The sequence below is a fragment of the Faecalibacter rhinopitheci genome (assembly GCF_015234135.1).
GTDB classification, from domain to species: Bacteria; Bacteroidota; Bacteroidia; order Flavobacteriales; family Weeksellaceae; genus Empedobacter; species Empedobacter rhinopitheci.
The window spans coordinates 265428-287051 of sequence record NZ_JADGIK010000001.1 but is presented as its reverse complement, the minus strand read 5'-3'; the positions used below and the strand labels follow the sequence as shown (position 1 = coordinate 287051).

Genomic DNA, 21624 nt, shown 5'->3' with positions numbered 1-21624 from the left:
ATTTATTAATAAACCACCTAATTTTTAGAATATGAAAAAATTTATTTTCCTAATGGGATTAATTTCAATTACTGTTTCTATGCAAAGTTGTTCTTCAAACAAATCTACTTACCAACAAACAACTGAAGTAGTCACGAGTGATTTTTCATCTGGTTATTTTGAAAAGAATATTAAAGGAAACGAATATGAAGTTAGTTATAGAGGGCTGGGAATGAGTCAGAATAAAGTTTTTGATTTGTCGATGTTGAGAGCGGCTGAAATAACAAAAGATAAAGGATACAAAAATTTTGTTGTTTTGAGTAAAACTGCGGATTTTAATCAAGTAAAAAACCATAAGATTAGAACAAATTCTTTGAAAATAGCTTTGTATAACGATGTTCCATCAAAATATCAATCTTATTACAATGCAATTTCTGAATATGATAGATTATCAAAAAATATAATATAAAGTAATTTTTATAAGAGTATAAATTAATAAAAAAGGTTTATCAATATTGATAAACCTTTTATTATATTTTTAATTTAATATTAAACCAGCGCGTTTTAGTAACGCATCAGGAGAAGGTTTTTTGCCTCTAAAATTTTCATATAATTCCATTGGATCTTTGGTTCCGCCAGAAGATAGTAAGATATAATATTTTTGAGCCGTTTCTGTATTGAAAATTCCTGTTTCTTGGAAAAATGCGAAAGCATCTGCATCTAAAACTTCTGCCCATTTATAAGAGTAATATCCTGACGAATATCCTCCTTGGAATATATGAGAAAAAGAAGTACTCATCATATTATTGGGTACAATTGGATATAATTCTGTTAATTCAAATGCTTTTTGTTCAAAAGTTTGTAAATCTGTAATGTTACTTGGATCTGTTGCATGGTAAGCCATATCTAATAATCCGAAACTGATTTGACGAACTGTCTGATATCCATCCATAAAGCTTGATGCATTTCTAACTTTTTCTACCAATTTTTGAGGAATTACTTCACCAGTTTCATAATGTTTAGCGAATAAAGCTAATGCTTCTGGCTCGTAGCAAAAATTTTCATAAAATTGAGACGGTAATTCTACAAAATCCCAATAAACATTAGTTCCTGATAAACTTTCATAAGTTGTATTTGGTAGCATTCCGTGTAACGCATGTCCAAATTCATGAAATAATGTTGTAACTTCTTGAAAAGTTAATAATGAAGGTTTATCCTTCGTTGGTTTGGTAAAATTACAAACTATAGACACATGTGGTCTGATAGAATTCCCATTTACATTAGAAGCCTCGCGAAAACTTGTCATCCAAGCTCCAGGACGTTTTCCTGCTCTAGGAAAAAAGTCGGCGTATAATAAGCTTAAGAAATTTCCATTTTTATCTAATACTTCATAAGTCGTAACCTCATCATTGTATTTGTCAATTGTATTTATTTCTTTAAATGTAATTCCAAAAAGTTTTGTAGCAACATCAAATGCACCTTGTATTACATTTTCTAATTGAAAATAAGGTTTAAGTTCTTCTTCAGATAAATTGAATTTTTGTTGTTTTAGCTTTTCAGCATAATATCCATGATCCCAACGTTCTATTTTTTCAATTCCATCAGTTTTTAAAGCTAAATCTGCAATTTCTTTAATTTCATTTTCTGCAAATGGCTTAGCTTTAACTAATAAATCATTCAAAAAGTTAATAACAGTATCAGGAGTTTTAGCCATTCTTTCTTCTAAAACATAATCCGCATGTGTTTTATAACCTAAAAGATTAGCTCTTTCAAACCGCAGTTTAGTAATTGCTTTTATGTTTTCTTCATTATTGTACTCATTTGCTTGATAAGCTTTGCGACCACTTGCTCTAAATAATTCTTCTCTTAGAGATCTATTCTCTGCATATTGTAAAAAAGGAATATAGCTAGGAGCTTGTAATGTAAAAATCCATCCATCCTTTTCTTTTGCTTCTGCATCAGTTTTCGCTTGTTCTATTGCATAATCAGGCAAACCTTTTAAGTCATCTTCATTTGTTATATGAAGTTCATAATTATTTGTTTCTGCTAAAACATTTTGTCCAAATTGTAAACTGATACGTGATAATTCTTTATCAATCTCTCTTAATTTAGCTTTATTTTCATCAGAAAGATTAGCACCGTTACGAGAAAAGCCTTTGTATTTTTTTTCTAATAAATAAGCTTGTTCAGCAGACAATTCAAGTAAATCTTTTTGATCATAAATTGTCTTAATACGCTGAAATAATTTTTCATTTAATCGTACATCGTTCCCGAAATCTGATAATAATGGAGAAATTTCTTGAGCAATTTTTTGGATTTCATCTGAAGTTTCAGCTGAATTTAAATTAAAGAAGATAGATGATACTCTGCTTAATTTTTCGCCAGATAATTCTAATGCTTCAATTGTATTTGCAAAAGTTGGTGTGTTCAAATTATTTGCAATAGCATCTATTTCATCTTTTGCTTCTTTAATGGCCTGTTCGAAAGCAGGTTGATAATGTTCTATTTTGATTTTAGAAAATGGAGCACTTTCAAAAGGAGTGTCAAATTTTTCTAATAAAGGATTATTCATCATTTCTGAATTGTATTTTGTGTAAATTTATCAAATTAAATTCCAAATTATAATATTCTGACAAACCGTCATTATTTTAACGTATTAACAAATCTATAATCATGATTCAAGATTTAAATGTAAAATTTTTAATCAGTAAATGTGTTGAATCAACTGATTTGCATACTAATTTCAAAATTAATTTTAGTCGATTTTATTTGGGCGACTATTATAAGATAAAAACTGAAGAATATTTAGCTTATAATTTCTATATCACACGTTTCGGAAAAATTATTGTAGCAAATACAGATAAAGGTATATGTTATTTACATTTTGTAAATGATGAAGAGGAAGCATATCGTAACTTCAAAAGTTTTTTTCCTGATTGTGAATTGAAACGAGAAGAATCGGTAGAACATAAAATCGCATTAAATATAATTAACGAGAATAAATGGCCCGAAATATTAAATATTCATGTTAAGGGCACAGATTTTCAGTATAAAGTGTGGCGTGGATTAACAAAAATAGCTTTTGGTCAATTGACTACTTATAGCGAATTAGGTAAGAATATAAATATGGAAAAAGCTGCTCGAGCAATTGGCTCTGCTATAGGAAGTAACGACATTGCTTATTTAATTCCATGTCATCGAGTGATTCAAAAGACAGGAAAAATTTCAGGTTTTAGATGGGGTGATTTGTTAAAATGTAAATTACTACAAATTGAACTATCTGAAGTAGTAGAAAAATAATCTTACAAACGAATACAAAATTCATAAATCTATGAGTATAGCTATCATTTTTAACCAAAAGCAATCAGAAGAATGGTTAATGAAAATGCAATCCTTGTTACCAAATACAAAGGTTGAAGTATATCCTAATATTATAAATCCTAGTGATGTTGATTTTATAGTGACATGGAAACCTCATCAAGATTATATACAAGAGTTCCCTAATCTTAAGGTAATTCAATCCGTTGGGGCGGGTATAGATCATTTATTACATACACAAATACCGCCTTCTATAAAAGTTACAAGAATTATAGATCCAACCTTAAAACAGGATATGTTTGAACATATTTTGACTTGTATAATATCTTCCATGAAGAATTTTCCTAAATATCATAAAGATCAAATACAATCGCAGTGGAATCCTACGTCATATCAATCCATAAAACAAACTACTGTAACAATTTTAGGACTGGGAGAAATAGGGTATTACGTGGCCGAAAAATTAGTATTATTAGGTTTTAAAGTTAAAGGATGGTCAAACAGCAAAAAAGATTTACAACAGATTGAATCTTTTGCTGGACAAAATGAATTAGTAGAAGCAATTTCTAAAACTAATTTTATTGTTAATATTTTACCATTAACTAAAGAAACTAAAAATCTTATAAATAAACCTTTTTTTGATAAAGTTAATGACGGAACATGCTTAATAAACGTAGGAAGAGGTGCTCATGTAAATGAAAAAGATTTGTTAGATGCAATTGAAGAGGGAAAAATTGCGGAAGCCTATTTAGATGTTTTTTCACAAGAACCTTTACATTCAGATCATCCATTTTGGATTAATGAGCAAATATATATTACACCACATATTGCAAGTATTACACATGCAGATTCTTGCTTATCACAAGTTATGGAAAATTATAGAAGAATGCAGGATAATGTTTCTTTACTAAATGTTGTAGATATACAAAAAGGATATTAAATGAAAGATATTATACTTCAATATTCAATTCGTGATTTAATTGATCAAGGACCTAAAAATTTGAGTCATAAAAAGGTAACCATGTTTGATTTAAAAGCGAAATCTCATAGTCGTTATTTATCCAAAGAAACAGCTTACAAATTTTCTTCCTTAGGAATCATTCATATTTATAAAGGAACTTGTGATATTACAGTTAATTTAGAAAAGAAACTGATTAAACAAGATGATATTCTTGTGGTATTGCCAGGCCAGATTTTTGAAATTATACAATATACAGATGATTTTGAAGTAAAGGCTGTATTTGTAGATTCTCAAATGATTGTGGAGGCGGGGTATCATATTAAATCTCAAAATTTAATTGAATTTCTATCACCCCAATATCCTAAAATAATAAATTTAGATCGTAAAACGGCTAGAGATGTGAAATATAATTTTTTAAAGATATACATGTATATCTTTAAAAATGATAATGTTTTTTCTGAGGAATTAGTTATTCATCATCTTTCTATATTGATGTATGAATTAGGTAATTTTTACCATCATATGGTTAATTTATCAGAGGGACATATGCCTAATAGAAAAGAAGAACTCGGAAAACAATTTATCCTACTTGTTGGTACACATTTCCGAGAGAGTAGGGAAGTACAGTTCTATGCAGATAAATTATTTGTTTCTAGAAAACATTTGACTAAAGTGATAACAGAAGTTTTAAAGAAAACACCAAAAACAATTATTTCAGAAGCTGTAGTTTTAGAGGCGAAAGTATTACTTAAAAACCCAAATTTTACTATTTCTGAAGTAGCTAATCTATTAAACTTTATTGATTTATCTATTTTCAATAAATTCTTTAAAAAGATGACAGGATATAATCCAACAGATTATAAAAACATGTAATGCGTCTTTTTGACAATTAATAACGTTTATTCTACAATTTAGTTCTATTTAGTTTATCGACATTTGCATTACTAAATTATTATAGTTTAGTTTCTGATTTAATATATAATAAAGTCGATAATGAACTTTGCTGCCACAAAAAATATTTACGCAAATATAACTGCCATAGGTGGTTTCGTGCCTGATAGTAGAAGAACAAATGAAGAATTATCTCTTATATGTGATACAAATGATGAGTGGATTACAAAGAGGACAGGAATTAAAGAAAGAAGAATATTAGCTGATGATTTAGCAACTTCCGATATGGCGGTTGAAGCTATTAAAAATCTTTTTGACAATTATAACAAAGACATTAATAAAGTTGATGCGCTTATTGTGGCTACCTCAACACCAGATATGTTGATGCCAGCAACAGCAAATATTATTTGTGAAAAACTAGGGATAGATAATGTATGGGCTTTTGATTTAAATGCTGCATGTTCAGGGTTTTTATACGCCTTAAATGTTGCCTCTGGATTGATTGAATCGGGTCGATATAATAATATCTTAGTTGTTGGTGCAGATAATATTAGTGCATTCGTTGATATTAATGATCGTTCAACAAATATATTATTTGGTGATGGAGCAGGGGTTGTCTTGCTAGAACCAGATCCTGAGTTTGGAGTTATAAATTCTATCTTGAAAAGTGATGGTGAAGGTAGAAAATTTTTAAATATCGAAGGAGGAGGATCTCGTTATCCAGCACGATTAGGCCATTTAGAGAAAAATTTCATTAAACAAGATGGAAAAATAGTATTTAAAAAAGCTGTAAATGCCATGAGTGAAACTTGTACGGAAATAATTGAAAAAAATAATATAACTGTTCAAGACATCAATTGGTTAGTGCCTCATCAAGCTAATAAACGTATTATTGATGCAGTTGGAAATGCTATCAAAATAGAAGAAGGTAAAACATTAGTGAATATTGAAAAATATGCAAACACAATAGCTGCAACTATACCGTTATGTATATGGGATAATATTCATCAGTTAAAGAAAGGAGATTTAGTTTTATTAACCGCTTTTGGTGCTGGTTTCTCATGGGGAGCCACATTGATAAAATGGAATCTTTAAATAGTTTTTTTGTGAGGGGCAATAGAAATATTGCTCTTTTTTTTGCATTTAATTAAAGTATCTTTCTACTTGTAAATTTATTATAATGGAGTTATTCAATGATTTATATGATGTGGAGAAGAACTTGTTGCCTTACGATGGTATGGTAAATTATCATGGACCAATATTGAATGAATTAGATGCATTAGCGTTTTTTAAAATTTTATGTACAGAAATTGAGTGGCAAAATGATCTGTTAATAATATTTGGTAAAAAAATAGAAACTAAACGTAAAGTAGCTTGGTATGGTGATAAAGCTTTTCCATATACTTATTCTAAAATAACTAAGCATGCATTAGCATGGAATTCAGTATTATTATCTCTAAAAACGTTAGTAGAAAAAGAAAGCAAGGAAACATATAATTCTTGTCTGCTTAATTTATATCATGACGGAACAGAACAAATGTCTTGGCATAGTGATAATGAAGAACAGTTAAAAAAACATGGTGCAATTGCTTCTTTAAGTTTTGGAGCTGCGCGTAGATTTGTATTTAAGCACAAAGAAACTAAAGAAACTGTACAGTTAACTTTAGCAGATGGAAGCCTTTTGGTAATGAAAGATGAAACACAAGACTTTTGGTTGCATCGTCTTCCTGCAATGAAAATAGTATCTCATCCTCGAATTAATTTAACTTTTCGTACGATACAAATATAAAATGAAAAAGCCTCCTTATAGAGGCTTTTAATTATTTTAGGACTGAATTAATATCTAATATATTTTCAATTTTATATTTTTCAATAAATTCATCTGTAAAGGATTCGCTTCCCATTAACTTGTTTTCTTGTAAAATTTGCTTAATATCTAGTTTTTTATATTCAGCGTGCATTTTATCAGAAATAGGCTTATAAGTAAAATGCCAAGGCTCGTATTTAAAACCTTTTCGATTTGGTTCATTAGTATAGACTAAATAGAAGCCATATTTATGCGCATTTTCGTCTAACCATAATTTAAATTTTCGCATTTGTCCGCCTTCATTAAAATGTTTCTCATTTAGCGGATCAGCAGGGATTCCTTTTGTCATGTCAATAATATCAATATCGGTTCCCCAATGATGACGAGAAGTTCCTGGAATTGTAGAATATTCAATAATTTTTTCTACATTTTTAATGTTGCTTAAACCCTTGGCTTTATTTGCTTTAAATTTACGTTCCCAAATTCCATTTTGATAGTTATATGTACGATAACTAGAGATTACACAAATATCAAATCCAACTTTTTTGGCATCCGCTTTCATCTTTTCTAAAGCAATTCCTACTTCTGGCAAAACACGGTAATCACGTCCTGTAGTTAGTTTGGGATTGGATTTTCCAATTAAATCACTAGTTGTAAAATTATTCATTATCTCTTCTTGAACTACTTCTAAAGAAGTTTGAGCATAACTATTTGTAGTATTTAATCCTAATAAACTAATAATAGTAAGCAATTGGAAATATTTCTTAGTGTGTTTAAACATCCTTATTTTATTAAAATTATTCCTATTTTTAAACAAATTTAAATAATCTTAGTGGAAATAATCGTTATAATAATTCTTATTCTTTTAAATGGAATATTCTCCATGTCAGAAATGGCATTGGTTTCTGCCCGTAAATTTAAGTTAGAAAGCGATAAGAAAAAAGGAAGTTCCGGTGCAAAAACAGCATTGGATCTTTCGGAAAATCCAGATAAATTTTTATCTACTGTACAGATTGGTATTACGTTAATCGGAATTTTGTTAGGTGTATTTTCAGGTGATGCGTTAACCAAAAATCTAGCTGATACGTTACGTTCTATTACTTTAACAGCACCGTATGCTGATACGTTAGCTTCAGTTTTAATTATAGTTATCATTACATATTTTTCTATAGTTTTTGGAGAATTATTACCTAAACGCTTAGGGATGACTTTTCCTGAAGCTATAGCAAAAACATTGGCTAAACCGATGAGTATTTTATCTAAAGTAACTTCCCCATTTGTCTGGTTACTAAGTGTAACAAATAATTTATTATTAAAGATTATGGGAATTGAAGAAAATAATGAAGTGGTTACTGAAGAAGAAATTAAATCTATAATTAGAGAAAGCACTGAAGGTGGAGAAATACAAGAAAAGGAACATGATATCGTAGAGCGAGTATTCGAGTTAGGGGATCGCCGTGTGAATACATTATCTACCCACCGATCAGAAGTTGTTTATCTTAATATTAATGATAATTTAGATCAGGTTAGAAATAAAATTAAAAAACAAAAATTTTCAGGTTATCCAATCGTAAAAAATGATAATTTGGATGAGGTAGTAGGTGTAATAAATTTAAAAGATTTATTTGGTGTTTCTCCCGAAGAATTCCAGTTAAAAAAATACATGCGTAAAGCTATTTTTGTAAATGAAAACTCCTATTCATACCCATTGTTAGAAAGATTGCAGAATTCCCATTCTCATTTCGCAGTAATGATTGATGAATATGGAACTACAGCGGGTATCGTTACTATAAATGATATAATGGATGAATTGATTGGTGAATCGCCTGAGAATGAACAAGAAGATTATGAAATTAAAGTGCAGAGTGATGGTTCATGGATAATAGATGGGCAATATTCAATCTATGAATTTGAACGTTTTTTTGATGTGGATGTAAATGATGATTTAGAAAATTTATACGTAACTGTCTCAGGATTATTTTTCAATCAATCTGAAGATATGCCTAAGATTGGAGATGAAATTACTATTGATAATTTAGTCCTTAGAATTACTGAAAAAGATGGAAATCGTATAGATAAAATTCATGCTTATCGTATTGAAGGTGCAGAAGATATTGAATAAAAAAAGTCGCTCAATTGAGCGACTTTTTTTTGGAAGGTTTATCTAATTCTCTCGATTAAAACTAAACTTTTATTCACTGTATTTTCATTTACTGCTGTTGAAGCTGTTATTTTGAAATCTCGTTCAACTGGATCAAATAAAAAATCCAGTGTTCTTTTTTCAGGATCATCATCTTCTAGTACAATAAATTCAGTGTATAGGATACTTGTTAAAGCATCATCTCCATATGTGGAATCTTGGTAGTTTGTTAGCGAGAATTCATTATTCCCTATAGCCAATTTTAAAATTGATGTACCTGCGTTATATACTTGATTAGCAACAGGTGGATCGGGTGCTGGAATAAACGTAGAAATATAATGACCAACTAATCTTATTTGAATTTTGTAAGTGCCTTTAGGTAAAGTAACTCGCTCTGTAGTGCGAATATTTGTCCCAGTTCCTGCTTGTAAAGATTGATTTACTAACAATTCATTACTTGTAACGCCTTTAATATTATTAATGAAATTTTTATTACAAATTGTTACACATGCAGGTGATACTGTACCATTATCAAAACTTAATCGTAGTGAACCTTGTCTTTGGTTTTGATTCACACCACCTTTTCTAAATCCAACTATCGGAATTCTCATGATTTGACCATTTAAATTCTCAACATCATTTTTATATACATATCCATTGTTAGCAATAACCAAAGTACTTGTGACATCGGTAGTTGATATTTCTTTTAGGTTAGATAGTTTAATATAATCAGTTGGATTATTTGGTGTAGATGCATTAATGTCAATCCTTTTTAAAGGATTTACAATGTTAATTCCTAAAAATCCATTATCTGTAATTACAACATTAGAATTAGCAATTCTTGTATTACCTAAGGAGTTTGTCCCTAATTCTATTCGAGATTGTGCTGGATTATTTACCCATGCATCGTTAGAAACATCATTGGTTAATCTTTCCCATATTAATCTTTCACTGAAATAATAGAAACCTTTTTCATTAATATTTATTACTTGATTGATACTTGGGCCTTCTATTGTACCCGATATTTCATTAACATAAACTTTTACTCCAATATTTTGATTCGAGTAAACTGTATTTTCTTTTGCAGCTAGCTCTTTTTTTGTTAGTGTAGGAATTATTATTCCGTCTGGTGTTGTAACATCATTGATATTATTTGTTCTAACTTCTCTAACATCTAATGTCGATTTAGCTGTAGTGGTATTTATGCCAATCTGTGCATTCAAAAATGCTCCATTTAATACGATAAAAATCGGTAGAAAATTATATATATTCTTCATTATTTAATTCTTTGGAATAGTATTACACTTCGATACGAACGTTGACCACTAATAGCAACATAGTTTATTACATTGAAGTTATTAGTGTTGTAATTAGTTACTTCGAACTTTATAACTGAAGCAGTTTTTAATTCTAAAAAGTCACTTTTAATCAAATTAGTATAATTTTGATTGGCTGCGCCTGACGCAAAATATCCTGCTCTTGTGTTTGATCCATAATAATGAGTAGAATATTTATTTCCATTAACATAAGTTGCTAATGAAATCGAATTTTTTGAATCCTCTTTATTGAAATATCCGATTAATCTAACTTCATACTTATATAAACCAGGTGGTAAAGTAAATTCTGATAAGCTACTATCTCGATAATATCCTGGGATAAGATTAATCAAATTAGGTGTTAGATTGGGTGATAAGAATGGATTTTGTTCTGTTTTTAATGTTACGGGAGTAGTATTACTAATGTTATTCTGTAATGCTAATGGCAATCTTAAAATCTTTCCCTCAATATTTTCTTCATTACGTTTGCTTACATATCCTTCAGCATCAATTTGTAAAGTTTGTGTTACTGTATTAGTTGGAGGAGATGCTAAATTCTCAATTTTTAAGTAATCAGTATGATTTTCGCCATTAGCAGCGTTAAGTTCAAATCGTTTCGTAAGATTTAAGGTATTAATACCGAAGTTGCCATTATCAGTGATAATTACTTCAGTACCTGCTGTCCTGGTTTCTCCTATAGAGTTTGTCCCTAATTCTATTCGAGATTGTGCGGGATTATTTACCCAAGCGTCATTAGATTTGTCAAATCCTAGTCCTGATATAGGTTCCCAAAAATTCTGAGCATTTAAAAAATAAAAACCTGGGCTATTTATATTTACTACTTTTAGTGCACTTGGTCCAGAAAAAACTGGTGATGCTTCAGTAACATAAACTAAAGCACCATCATGTTCTGAAGATTGGTAAGCGCTAACAGCTTTTAATGCTAATTCGGCTTTTGTAAGTTTTGGAATTAATATTCCATCTGCTTTAGTCGTTATATTCGTATTATCTTTTAATCGAGATTCTTTAACATGTAAAGTCGATTGTGGCGTGTCAATTTCAACACCAACTTGGCTATATGAATGTATACTACAAGCACATAGTGTAATTAGAGTGTATAATTTTTTCATTACTTTAGTCGCTGTATTAAAATTAAACTTCCGTAAATTCTCTGATTTGAATCTTGAATATAATCGACAACCGTAAAAGTGTTTACATTGTTTTTAATGACAAAATCAATTTCAGCAGGAGATTTTAATTCTATAAAATCCATTGTTGTAAAACCGTTATAATTTTGGTTATTTGTTCCAATAGTTGTGTTAGAACCATAGTTTTGTGATGAATATTCTAATCCATTAACTAAAGTTTTAACTTCAACAGAATTTTTTACATCTGCGTTATTAAAATATCCTACAATTTTGATCTCTAATTTATAAACACCAGCAGGTAAGGAAATTCCAGTTTTTGTTGTTGATGGTGTAAATGCAGGAGTTATAGTATTAATAGAATTTGATGCAGAATTCGTATCAGGATCAATTAAGATTGGCTTTGTTTCTGCAGCATTTACTGATTGAATTTTTGTGATTGGAAATCGTTGAATTTTACCAGCGACACTTTCATCCGATCGTATCCCAACAAATCCATTGTTATCTATTACAAGTGTACGATCAATAAGATTTTCAGATTTTAAATTTGTAATTCTAAATGCATCTGAGCTATTGACACCGTTTTGTAGATTTACATGTAAGCGTTTGGAAGGGTTGGTATTATTTATTCCTAAATTTCCTGCATCAGAAATTACGACTTCTGAACCACTCATTCGTAAATTTCCAATAGATGATGTTCCTAGTTCAACTCGTTTGTTTATAGGATTATCTACCCATGCATCATCACTAGGATCAAGACCTTTTTTAGATACAGGTAACCATTTTCCATCAGTAGAAATGTAATAGAACCCTATTGAATTGATTTGATCAACCATTGATGCACTAGGTCCGGTAATTGTACCGGTAATATTATTAACATACACGATTAATCCTTCATGTGTGGAAGAATTATAAGCTGAAGGTTGTTTTAATGCTAATTCTACTTTAGAAATTTTGGGAATCATAATTCCATCAGTAGAGGTAGCATTATTCACATTGTCAATAGCATCTCGATTTTCTTTGATATGTAGGGTAGCTAGAGGATTTTCTGTGCCAATACCTACTTGAGCATATGATATTGTTCCACATAATAGTGCTATTTGAAATAAAGTTTTCCTCATATTATAAATAGTGTTTTTGTGTTTAGATACGTTAATTTACAAAAAAAGCACACATAAATAACAATAGGCTAAATGAATAAATGTTTATAAATACTTAAAGTAGTGATATAAAAAAAATCCAAATAGTTTTAGACTATTTGGATTTAAATTTATGCGGAAAATAAAATTAATCTTTAAAACTAATTGTGCCTCCAGCTATTGTTTTGTCATTTTTAATACGTGGATTTCCATATATATCGATCATTCCACCAACTCTAGTTTTAGCATCTACAGATTCAGAAACATTCGCTTCAATTATACCACCAGCATTTGTGATTAAAGTTGCGTTTTCAGCCTTTAAAGTTTTTCCATAAAATTTTCCACCAGAATTCGCATTTACAGTTAATACATCTGCGGATCCTTTAAGAATTAATTCTGACCCAGAATTAATTTTTGCATCCAATTTTTTTGTGTTCAAATCTAATTTGATTGATGAACCTTCATTAGATGCAATTTTAAGTGTGCTAGATTTTACTTTATCATCAGAGAAAATCATTGAGCCTTGACTAGCTTGTATGTCATATAGATTTTTGTAGTAGACCTTTACCTTTACTTTATTTCCTTGCAATAGATTTAAAGGATTCATTTTAATTTTTAAATCTCCATTTTTATTGACAATTTCAACGTCTTTTTCTAATTCTCCAGAAATTTCTACTTTGTTAGAGTTTGATTGAATTAATTCAACTGGAATTTTATCATATACTTTAAGTGAATTGTAATCACCTACGTTCTTATGTATTTGACCAAATGTGAATTGTGTACCTAATATTGCTACGGCAGTAAAGAATATATTTTTCATAAAAAAAGTTTTCATAATTTGGATTAAATTATACAAAATTCAATCCAAAAAATGAAAACTTAAAATATTTATAGGACCTTAAATCCTGTTATTTACTAGATTCTGCTGTTAATTCAGTGATTCTCACGATAATTTCTACAGCTTTTTCCATTGACTCAACAGGAACATATTCGTATGGTCCGTGGAAATTGTGTCCTCCTGCAAAAATATTTGGACAAGGTAATCCCATAAAAGATAAACGAGCACCATCTGTACCTCCACGAATAGGTTTAATATTAGGTGTTACACCACAATCTTTTAACGCTTGTTCTGCTATTTCTACTGATTGGAATTTCTCTTGAACTTTTTCGATCATATTAAAATATTGATCTGTTACAGTAGCTGTTACCACTTCATGATCAAAACGCTCTTGCATATCTGTTGCAAGTTGTAAGAATAATTCTTTACGAGCTTCATATTGTATCATATCATGATCACGAATAATATAAACTAATTTAGCTTCAGTAACAGAACCTGACATTTTAGCTAAGTGGAAAAAACCTTCTCTTCCGTCCGTAAGTTCCGGAACTTCATCATTTGGTAATTGAGAAGCGAATTCCATTGCTAAGTTAGCGGCATTGATCATTTTATTTTTCGCATAACCTGGGTGAACAGATTTACCTTTAAAAGTTACAATTGCAGAAGCAGCATTAAAGTTTTCATATTCTAATTCTCCAATCTCAGAACCGTCCATTGTATAACCCCATTCAGCACCAAATTTCTCAACGTTGAAGAAATCTGCACCACGACCAACTTCTTCGTCAGGTGTAAACCCTACGGCGATACGTCCATGTTTAATTTCTGGGTGTGCAATTAAATATTCAGCTGCAGTTACAATTTCTGCAACACCAGCTTTATCATCTGCTCCTAATAAGGTTGTACCATCAGTTGTGATGATTGTTTGTCCTTTATACTGCACTAATTCAGGAAACTCAGAAGGAGATAAAATCATGTTTTCATTTAATTTAATATCTCCACCATCATAGTTTTCCCAAATCTGAGGTTTCACATTTTCAGCTGTAAAATCTGGAGAAGTATCCATGTGAGATACAAATCCTATAGTTGGTACTTCATGATCTACAGTAGATGGAACATATCCAAAAACATATCCATTATCATCTATTGATACATCTTCTAAACCAATTGATTTAAGCTCTTCTACTAAATATTTTGCTAAATCCCATTGACGTTCTGTACTAGGGAAAGCGTCTACAAAAGCTTCACTTTCTGTATATATACTAACATATTTTAAAAAGCGATTTACCAGCTTTTCTCTCCATTCTGTTTGCATTGCGTTTTAATTTTTGTCAAAATTAGTAAAATATATACCTTTAAAGCGCAAATAACCATAAAAATGAGTGAACAAACTTTTAAAATAATAGAGTGTCCGCGTGACGCAATGCAAGGTTGGAAAGAAATTATTCCTACAACACAAAAAATTGATTATATCAACCGATTGTTAACAGTTGGTTTTGAGGTGATTGATTGTGGGAGCTTTGTGTCACCTAAAGCTATTCCTCAAATGGCAGATACGAAAGAAGTACTAGATGCTTTAGATTTAGGAAATACAAAGTCTAAATTATCTGTTGTTGTAGCCAATGAAAGTGGTGCTAAAAAAGGAGCTGAGCACGAAAAAGTTGATATTATTGGATTCCCATTTTCTATTTCTGAAAATTTTCAACATTACAATACAAATAAGACTAGGGAAGAAGCTTTTGAAATGGCAAAACTAATACAGGATATTGCCTTGACTAATGAAAAAGAGCTACTTATATACTTTTCAATGGCGTTTGGTAATCCTTATGGCGAAATATATAATGTAGAATTGGTAAAAGAATGGACAAAACGATTCGCGGATATTGGAATTAAAACCATAAATTTATCGGATACAATAGGTGTCGCAGAGAAGCAAGTTATCAAAGAATTATATGAAACGCTAATTCCTCAATATCAAGATATCGAATTTGGAGGACATTTTCATACTGTTTACTCAGAGTGGAATATGAAAGTTGATACAGCTTACCAATATGGTTGTCGTCGCTTTGATGGTGCCATTAAAGGACTAGGTGGATGTCCAATGTCTAAAAGTGAAATGGTGGGAAATATGCCAACTGAAAAATTAATAAGTTTTGCAAATCAGCATCAAGAGAAACATGGTTTAAATTTATTTGATTTCGAATCGTCATGGAATGTTTCTTTAAAAACTTTTGGTTTAATTTAAATTAAATTTTCAAAATAAAACTATTCTTTTGTTAAAGGAAGTATAAATAGGCTAGACTTTAACAAAAAAAGTTAAATTTGCTCAGCGTTACCAACGTTAACTTTAGCTAAAAATTAAATGAAATTAAAGTATATGAACTTTAGAGTATGTTTGGTGTTGTTTCTTACAGCGTCAGTTACTATGAATACCTTCGCACAGACAGCGAAACCAAAAAAACTAGATGGCATAGCAGCTGTGATTGGTGATCAAATAGTTTTAGAGTCGGATGTGGAAAGAGATTTTATCTTATCAACACAGCAAGGATTACAGGTTAATGATAAATGCGAATTTTTAAACGACATTTTAATGGAAAAAATGTTGATTGATCGCGCAAAGCAAGATACATTAATCTCTGTTACTCAAGATGAAATTACACGTGCTTTAAATGGTCAGATTGAAGATTTCAAACAAAGAGGTGGAGGAGAAGAACAAGTTCTTAAATTTTTCGGATTCCGCACAATGGCGGAAATGAAAAATGAGATTAAATATGTTGTTGAAGATAATATTTTTTCACGTCGTAAGAGAGAAAGCATTGTTAGTGGACTAGATGCAACACCAGAAGAAGTAAGAGTATTTTTTGATAAAAATAAAGCTGAACTACCTGATGTAAAAGAAGAAATAACTTTAAGTCATATTATGATGTATCCAGAAGTTTCACAAGAAAATGAGGATAAAATTATAAATGAATTAAAAAATATCAAAAAAGAAATTGAGGAAGGAGCTTCTTTTGCTACTAAAGCAATTTTGTATTCTGAGGACCCTGGATCTGCCAATAACGGAGGATTATATCTAAAAGTTACGCGCGGTAAAATGGTAAAAGAGTTTGATGCAGTTGCATTCAACTTAGAAGAAGGCGAAATTTCGGATCCTTTTAAAACTGAATTTGGTTATCATATTATTAAATTAGATAAACGTCGTGGTCAAGAGTTAGATCTACGTCATATTTTAATGAGTTTAAAACCAACTGAAGAAGAATTAAAAATGACGATTGATAAATTAGATTCAATTCGTGTTTTAATTAACGAAGGCACAATGACCTTTAAAGATGCTGCTGCTCGTTTTTCTGATGATAAGTTTACGAAATATAACGATGGTAATTTAATGAGTCCACAATCAGGTGAAGATCGTTTTGAAAAAATAAATTTAGCTATTAATGAATTTTCAGCTGTAGCAGGTTTAAGTGAAGGAGATTTAACTTCTGTATTTGCTGATGAGTATCAAAACAAAAAAGTTGTACGTTTAATGCGTGTTAACCGTATTTTTCCTGAGCATAAGATAAACTACGAAGACGATTATTATCGTATAAAACAATTTGCAGTTCGTTATAAAGAACAAGATGTATTAGTGGAGTGGGTAAAGAAACAAATTCCAAATTCATTTATTAAAATTGGTGATGATTACAAAAGTTGTAAATTTCCAATTAAATGGGATCAAAACTAAAATAATAAATTATATAACAAAAAAAGCACTAAGAACTCTTAGTGCTTTTTTTGTTATATAAAACTTAAATTGTATCATGTGAAGGCCAAACTAATTTATCAATTTCATATCCTAAGTTCTCTGCTTTATCTAGAAATCGTTTCTTGATATCATCAGGGATACTTTTTTCTCGGGACAATATCCACAGATAATCAGTGTTTTTACCTGCCACCAAAGCATATTTATATTTATCATCCAAATCAATAATATTGTAAGGAGAATAAAATGGGCCTAAGAAAGAAACTTTTAGTTTACCAAAATCTTTTTTTACTTGTTGAGCAATCCCTTTAGATATTTTCCATTCCTTATTTTTTAAATCATATCCTCTATTAATCACTTGGATAGAGCCATCTTCGTTTTGTAAATAACGAGCAGTAGTATTTGATTTATTTTTTTCCCAATAAAAATCTAATCTTGCAACCTCATACCAAAGACCTAAATATTTCTTTATATCAAAATTAGGTACAGCTTCAAAAGCGATATTTTTATTTGTACGATTTTTTATAATATAAGTTGTAACGCCAAGAGCTAAACCGGCAAGAGCCATATTTTTAAATTTCATATGTAATAAGGTTTTAATGTTAAAGTATCAATTATCTAACCAATTTTTATACTTATATGTAACTTAAAAGTAATAAAAAAAAAGTAATAATAGATTATCTAAAAAAAATCCCAAATCATGGATTTGGGATTTTTTTTATTTTTTGCTAATTGAAATTAGTTTGGAAGTCTCCTTACAAATTTCGAATTCCATTTTGTAATTTTTGGTTTTGTCTTTACTCGAATAATCAGCTAAATAAGTTCTACAAGGAATACCGTTTATATCTGATTTATCAAAATCAATCTTACTTTTTCCAAATAATTGCTTATAAAGAAAAATAGAATCCATTCCCTCGCTTCTTACAAATTGTGAAGCTTGTTCAGTAAGTTGTAAATTTTTTGCCGTAGCTTCTTCTAATACTCGAGCATTTGGAAAATAATTACAAGAAAATGCACGTGGTCCAAAGGCCATTGCTATGAAAACTAGCCCTATAGAGGCTCCCATTAAAAACCTTAATAATCGTTGTGAAAACGTCATACTATCAATAAATTTATATCATGAAATGGTAAATCGAACCAATCACTTAAGTTCTTTTTTACCACTCTACCATGGTACAAATATACACCATTTCTTACAGTTTTATCAGATTTAACGACAGTTGTAAATCCACCTTCGTTCGCAATCATTAATAAATATGATAAAAAGAAGTTACTCAATGCTTTAGAAGATGTTCTTGAAACTCGTGATGTAATGTTAGAAACTGCATAATGTATTACATCATGTTTTATAAATGTAGGTTGATCATGAGTAGTAATTTCTGAGGTTTCAAAACATCCTCCTTGATCAATACTTATATCAATAATAACTGCGCCAGTTTTCATATTCTCTACCATATGTTCTGTAACCACGCAAGGCGTTCTTGAATTCCCTCGTAATGCTCCAATTGCTAAATCGCATCTTCTTAAAGCTTTGCTTAATTCTTTTGGATCTATTGTAGAAGTTGATATTCTTTGGCCGATATTTTGTTGCAATCTTCTCAATCTAGACAAGGAATCATCAAATACTCGTACAGAAGCACCTAAACCTAAAGCAGTTCTGGTCGCGTTTTCTGCAACTGTACCAGCACCTAAAATGACAACCTCCGTTGGTCGTACTCCAGTTACTCCTCCCATTAGAATTCCGTTACCACCGTTTACAGTAGACATCAATTCACTTCCAACTAATACAGCGGTTGTTCCTGCAATTTCACTCAATAAACGTAAAACTGGCAATTGATCTTGCTCATCTTTAATAAATTCAAATCCAACTGCAGTAATTCTTTTCTTAGTTAATTCAGAAAAATATTTTTTATTTAACGCATAGGTTGGGACGCTAGAAACTAGGAATGTATTAGGTTTTATCCATTCTATTTCTTCATTCGTTAAAGGCCCAACTTTTAAAATTATAGGTTTTTCAAAAATTGATTGAGAGTTATATACTATTTCCGCACCCGCTTCAGAATATTCTGCATCTGTATAATTTGCTCCAATTCCCGCACCAGATTCAATTGAAATTTGATGTCCACAATTTACTAAAATTTCAACAGCATCAGGAGTTAAACAAATACGTTTTTCCTGATTATTTGTTTCTTTTGGAATTCCAATACTAAAGCGTTCTTTTTTACGAGGAATTTCTAAACATTCGGGCTGAGGAATTAAATCTTCATGAGAAAAAGGTGTGTATATTGAATGATCTTCCATAAATAGAAATGTAGAATTATTTTAGTTTCAATATACGATTTCCATCATTATTTTCTATTGTTATTATGTGATGTTCTTCAGGTATTAAATTTTCTACACGTGATGGCCATTCCATTAAACAATAAGCATCTGAATAGAAGTAATCTTCGATTCCAAAATCTAGAGCTTCTTCTTCGTCATTTAAACGATAAAAATCAAAATGATACACTTTTCCTTTTTTAGTATCATATTCATTTACGATAGAGAAAGTAGGACTCGAAATGTCATCATCTGTACCTAATAATTTGACAAATTCTTTGATAAATGTTGTTTTTCCAGCACCCATTTCTCCTTCAAAACAAATTAATTTATAACGTAATTGCGTTATAACCTTTTCTGCAATAAGTGGTAAGTCTTCTAACTTATTAATTTGATATTCCATTTTATTTCTTTGGCGTTAAAACAACAAGTGGAATGATTATTTCTTCTAAAGAAATTCCACCATGTTGATATGTATCCTTATAATAATTGACAAAATGATTATAATTTTTAGGATATGTTAAGAATAAATTCTCTTTTGCAAATATATATTTAGAAGTTACATTAACCTTAGGTAAATGAAATTTTTCTGGTTGATCAATCGCTAAAACATCCTTAGGGTCATATTGTAATTGTTTTCCTAATTTATAACGAAGATTGGTACTAGATTCTTTATCTCCAATAACTTTAGTTGGTTCTTTTACATAAATAGTCCCATGATCGGTCGTCAAGATAATCTTAATTCCTTCATTAGCTGCTTTTTTGACGATATCCATTAGGTATGAATTTTCAAACCAATGTTTTGTAATAGAACGGTATGTTTTATCATCTCGAATCATTTCACCTATGATTCTGTTATCTGTTTTAGCATGAGAAAGAATATCAATAAAATTATAAACAATAATATTTAGATCATTGTTTTTATAATTATTAAACTCATCTGCTATTTTCTTTTCAAATTCAGAATTTAAAATCTTAAAATAATTCATGCTTAGATTGCTAAGTCCTAAACGCTTTAACTGTTCGGCTAACAACTCTTTTTCGTGCATGTTCTTATTACCTTCTTCAGTATCATTTAACCAATATTGAGGAAATTTCTTCTCAATTTCTAAAGGCATCATACCTGAGAAAAATGAATTTCTGGCATATTGCGTAGCAGAAGGTAAAATACTATAGTATAAATTTTCTTTTTCTTGCTGATAGTATTTAGTAAAAATAGGCTCTATAGTTTTCCATTGGTCGTAGCGTAGATTATCTACCAAAATAACCATTACTTTTTCATCTTTTTTAAGATGAGGTTTTACAAATTGTTTGAAAACTGTATGAGAAAGGATAGGAGCTTCTTCTTCATCTTGCAACCAATTTTCATAATTACGTTCTATAAATTTAAAAAATGCAGCATTTGCCTCTTTTTTCTGATTATCAATAATATCAATTAATCCGCGATCTTCTATGTTTTCTAGTTCTAATTCCCAATAAACTAATTTTTTATATACTTCTTGCCAATCTTCAAAATCGCGGGCATTCATTATATCCATCGCGATAGTGCGAAATTCTTGTTGGTAACTATTAACCGTTTTTTCTGAGATTAACTTAGAACTATCTAGAATCTTTTTTAGGCTTAAAAGAATTTGGTTTGGGTTGACGGGTTTAATTAAATAATCTGCAATATGTTGTCCGATAGCATCCTCCATGATATGCTCTTCTTCTGATTTTGTAACCATAATAAGAGGCAAATTTGGTCTTATTTCTTTGATGCGAGGTAAAGCTTCTAAACCACTTAATCCAGGCATATTTTCGTCAATTAATACTGCGTCAAAATTTTCGTTTTCAATCATTACTAACGCGTCTGTAGCATTGTTTGATTTAAAAGTTTCATATCCTTTTTTTTCTAAGAAAAGTATGTGTGGTTTTAATAAGTCGATTTCATCATCAACCCAAAGTATTTTAAATGGCATATTTTTTTGTTTTTTAAAAAGGATTATGTCCTAATACTTCCAAATATAGATAAAATCGTTCCAAAATAATTCTA

At 30.1% G+C, this 21624-nt stretch carries 21 protein-coding genes; 9 read left to right on the top strand and 12 right to left on the bottom strand.

Features of this window, described 5'->3' with window-relative positions:
- Window positions 1-31 precede the first annotated feature (31 nt).
- Window positions 32-448, top strand: a complete 417-nt coding sequence (locus IM532_RS01360) for a CC0125/CC1285 family lipoprotein (RefSeq protein ID WP_194181652.1) — start codon at window positions 32-34, stop codon at window positions 446-448.
- Window positions 449-517: 69 nt separating this feature from the next.
- On the opposite strand, the gene IM532_RS01355 is transcribed toward IM532_RS01360, so the two are convergent.
- Window positions 518-2551 carry a M3 family metallopeptidase gene (locus IM532_RS01355; RefSeq protein WP_194181651.1) on the bottom strand — a complete coding sequence of 678 codons (2034 nt, stop codon included), beginning with the start codon at window positions 2549-2551 and terminating at the stop codon, window positions 518-520.
- 101 nt (window positions 2552-2652) lie between these two features.
- Here IM532_RS01355 and IM532_RS01350 point away from each other — a divergent pair, with 101 nt between their 5' ends.
- From IM532_RS01350 to IM532_RS01330, 5 genes are all read left to right on the top strand, one after another.
- Window positions 2653-3279: a methylated-DNA--[protein]-cysteine S-methyltransferase gene (locus IM532_RS01350; protein WP_194181650.1), complete on the top strand. Its 627-nt coding sequence runs from the start codon at window positions 2653-2655 to the stop codon at window positions 3277-3279.
- 31 nt (window positions 3280-3310) lie between these two features.
- Entirely contained in the window at window positions 3311-4237 is a 927-nt protein-coding gene (locus IM532_RS01345; protein WP_194181649.1) for a 2-hydroxyacid dehydrogenase, read from the top strand.
- Window positions 4238-5131: a helix-turn-helix domain-containing protein gene (locus IM532_RS01340; protein WP_194181648.1), complete on the top strand. Its 894-nt coding sequence runs from the start codon at window positions 4238-4240 to the stop codon at window positions 5129-5131.
- Window positions 5132-5248: 117 nt separating this feature from the next.
- Complete coding sequence (locus IM532_RS01335) at window positions 5249-6244, top strand: beta-ketoacyl-ACP synthase III (protein ID WP_394368344.1); 996 nt, start codon at window positions 5249-5251, stop codon at window positions 6242-6244.
- Window positions 6245-6329: 85 nt separating this feature from the next.
- Window positions 6330-6938 (top strand): alpha-ketoglutarate-dependent dioxygenase AlkB family protein, encoded by a 609-nt coding sequence (locus IM532_RS01330; RefSeq protein ID WP_194181646.1) that lies wholly within the window; start codon window positions 6330-6332, stop codon window positions 6936-6938.
- A gap of 31 nt (window positions 6939-6969) precedes the next feature.
- On the opposite strand, the gene IM532_RS01325 is transcribed toward IM532_RS01330, so the two are convergent.
- Window positions 6970-7737: a M15 family metallopeptidase gene (locus IM532_RS01325; RefSeq protein WP_194181645.1), complete on the bottom strand. Its 768-nt coding sequence runs from the start codon at window positions 7735-7737 to the stop codon at window positions 6970-6972.
- Between the two features lie 51 nt (window positions 7738-7788).
- Between IM532_RS01325 and IM532_RS13795 the strand changes: the two genes are divergently transcribed.
- Window positions 7789-9078, top strand: coding sequence for a hemolysin family protein (locus IM532_RS13795; RefSeq protein WP_194181644.1), 1290 nt, complete (start codon window positions 7789-7791; stop codon window positions 9076-9078).
- Window positions 9079-9116: 38 nt separating this feature from the next.
- Here IM532_RS13795 and IM532_RS01315 read toward each other — a convergent pair whose 3' ends face one another.
- The 5 genes from IM532_RS01315 to pepT all read right to left on the bottom strand — a co-directional run bounded on the left by IM532_RS01315 (window position 9117) and on the right by pepT (window position 14846).
- The gene (locus IM532_RS01315) at window positions 9117-10373 is read right to left on the bottom strand and encodes a hypothetical protein (RefSeq protein WP_194181643.1); all 1257 of its coding nucleotides are present in this window, start codon (window positions 10371-10373) and stop codon (window positions 9117-9119) included.
- Window positions 10373-11542 (bottom strand): hypothetical protein, encoded by a 1170-nt coding sequence (locus IM532_RS01310; RefSeq protein WP_194181642.1) that lies wholly within the window; start codon window positions 11540-11542, stop codon window positions 10373-10375. Before IM532_RS01310 ends, IM532_RS01315 begins: the two co-directional genes overlap by 1 nt.
- Window positions 11542-12678 (bottom strand): hypothetical protein, encoded by a 1137-nt coding sequence (locus IM532_RS01305; protein ID WP_194181641.1) that lies wholly within the window; start codon window positions 12676-12678, stop codon window positions 11542-11544. The genes IM532_RS01310 and IM532_RS01305 overlap by 1 nt, the downstream gene beginning before the upstream one ends.
- Before the next feature lie 166 nt (window positions 12679-12844).
- Window positions 12845-13516 carry a head GIN domain-containing protein gene (locus tag IM532_RS01300; RefSeq protein ID WP_194181640.1) on the bottom strand — a complete coding sequence of 224 codons (672 nt, stop codon included), beginning with the start codon at window positions 13514-13516 and terminating at the stop codon, window positions 12845-12847.
- An 88-nt stretch (window positions 13517-13604) separates the two neighbouring features.
- The gene (pepT, locus tag IM532_RS01295) at window positions 13605-14846 is read right to left on the bottom strand and encodes a peptidase T (protein WP_194181639.1); all 1242 of its coding nucleotides are present in this window, start codon (window positions 14844-14846) and stop codon (window positions 13605-13607) included.
- Window positions 14847-14909: 63 nt separating this feature from the next.
- Between pepT and IM532_RS01290 the strand changes: the two genes are divergently transcribed.
- A complete protein-coding gene (locus IM532_RS01290) occupies window positions 14910-15776 on the top strand; it encodes a beta/alpha barrel domain-containing protein (protein ID WP_228063627.1) in 867 nt (288 codons plus the stop codon).
- A gap of 132 nt (window positions 15777-15908) precedes the next feature.
- Window positions 15909-17255: a peptidylprolyl isomerase gene (locus IM532_RS01285; protein WP_228063626.1), complete on the top strand. Its 1347-nt coding sequence runs from the start codon at window positions 15909-15911 to the stop codon at window positions 17253-17255.
- A 64-nt stretch (window positions 17256-17319) separates the two neighbouring features.
- Here IM532_RS01285 and IM532_RS01280 read toward each other — a convergent pair whose 3' ends face one another.
- The 5 genes from IM532_RS01280 to porX form a co-directional block, all read right to left on the bottom strand.
- Window positions 17320-17856, bottom strand: coding sequence for a lipocalin family protein (locus IM532_RS01280; RefSeq protein ID WP_194181637.1), 537 nt, complete (start codon window positions 17854-17856; stop codon window positions 17320-17322).
- Between the two features lie 135 nt (window positions 17857-17991).
- The gene (locus IM532_RS01275) at window positions 17992-18372 is read right to left on the bottom strand and encodes a hypothetical protein (RefSeq protein ID WP_194181636.1); all 381 of its coding nucleotides are present in this window, start codon (window positions 18370-18372) and stop codon (window positions 17992-17994) included.
- On the bottom strand, window positions 18369-19574 hold the full coding sequence (locus IM532_RS01270) for an alanine dehydrogenase (RefSeq protein ID WP_194181635.1): 1206 nt from the start codon (window positions 19572-19574) through the stop codon (window positions 18369-18371). Before IM532_RS01270 ends, IM532_RS01275 begins: the two co-directional genes overlap by 4 nt.
- A gap of 16 nt (window positions 19575-19590) precedes the next feature.
- Window positions 19591-19995: a tRNA (adenosine(37)-N6)-threonylcarbamoyltransferase complex ATPase subunit type 1 TsaE gene (gene tsaE, locus IM532_RS01265; RefSeq protein ID WP_194181634.1), complete on the bottom strand. Its 405-nt coding sequence runs from the start codon at window positions 19993-19995 to the stop codon at window positions 19591-19593.
- 1 nt (window position 19996) lies between these two features.
- Entirely contained in the window at window positions 19997-21550 is a 1554-nt protein-coding gene (gene porX / locus IM532_RS01260) for a T9SS response regulator signal transducer PorX (RefSeq protein WP_194181633.1), read from the bottom strand.
- Window positions 21551-21624: the final 74 nt, after the last annotated feature.